Origin of the sequence: Ensifer sp. 2TAB8 (assembly GCF_052115125.1) — a bacterium.
Lineage (GTDB): Bacteria > Pseudomonadota > Alphaproteobacteria > Rhizobiales > Rhizobiaceae > Ensifer.
In genome coordinates this window covers 1-707 of sequence record NZ_JBFRGB010000076.1, presented here as the reverse complement: position 1 = coordinate 707, position 707 = coordinate 1, and the positions used below count along the sequence as shown (strand labels likewise).

At 60.4% G+C, this 707-nt stretch carries 1 protein-coding gene; it reads left to right on the top strand.

The features are described 5' to 3' along the window. Window positions 1-707 (top strand): peptidase T (locus tag AB4Z53_RS35395; RefSeq protein ID WP_441600094.1); only part of this gene is annotated, 707 nt, incomplete at both ends.

The following is a 707-nucleotide window of genomic DNA, read 5'->3' as shown; positions in this document are numbered from 1 at the left end:
GAACACGGCGACGTCTTCGTCGCCTTCGTGCCCGACGAGGAAATCGGTTTGCGTGGCGCCAAGGCGCTGGATCTTGCCCGTTTCCCTTGTGACTTCGCCTATACGATCGACTGCTGTGAACTGGGCGAGGTTGTGCTCGAGACCTTCAACGCTGCCGCCGCTGAGATCGTCTTTACCGGTGTCAGTGCCCACCCGATGTCGGCCAAGGGCACGCTCGTCAATCCGCTCACCATGGCGATCGACTACATCGCCCACTTCGACCACGACGACACTCCGGAAAACACCGCGGATCGCCAGGGCTTCTTCTGGTTCAAGGACCTCGTCGCCAACGACAGTGAGGCAATGCTCACCTGCCTGATCCGCGACTTCGACACCGATGGCTTCGATCAGCGCAAGCGGTGGATCGCCGAGGTGGCGGAACGGGTCCACTCAAGCTACCCCAGCGGCAACATCCGCCACCAGGTCACCGATACCTATCGAAACATCGCCACCAGTCTTCAACACGACGACCGCGCCATCTCCCTGTTGTTTGATGTGATGGACGAACTCGGGATAAAGAAGAAGCTGATGCCGATGCGCGGCGGCACCGATGGTGCCGTACTTTCGGCGCGCGGCATCCCGACGCCGAACTTCTTTACCGGCGCCTGCAATTTCCATTCGCGCTACGAGTTCCTGCCGATCCCGGCGTTCGAAAAGTCGCTGGAAGT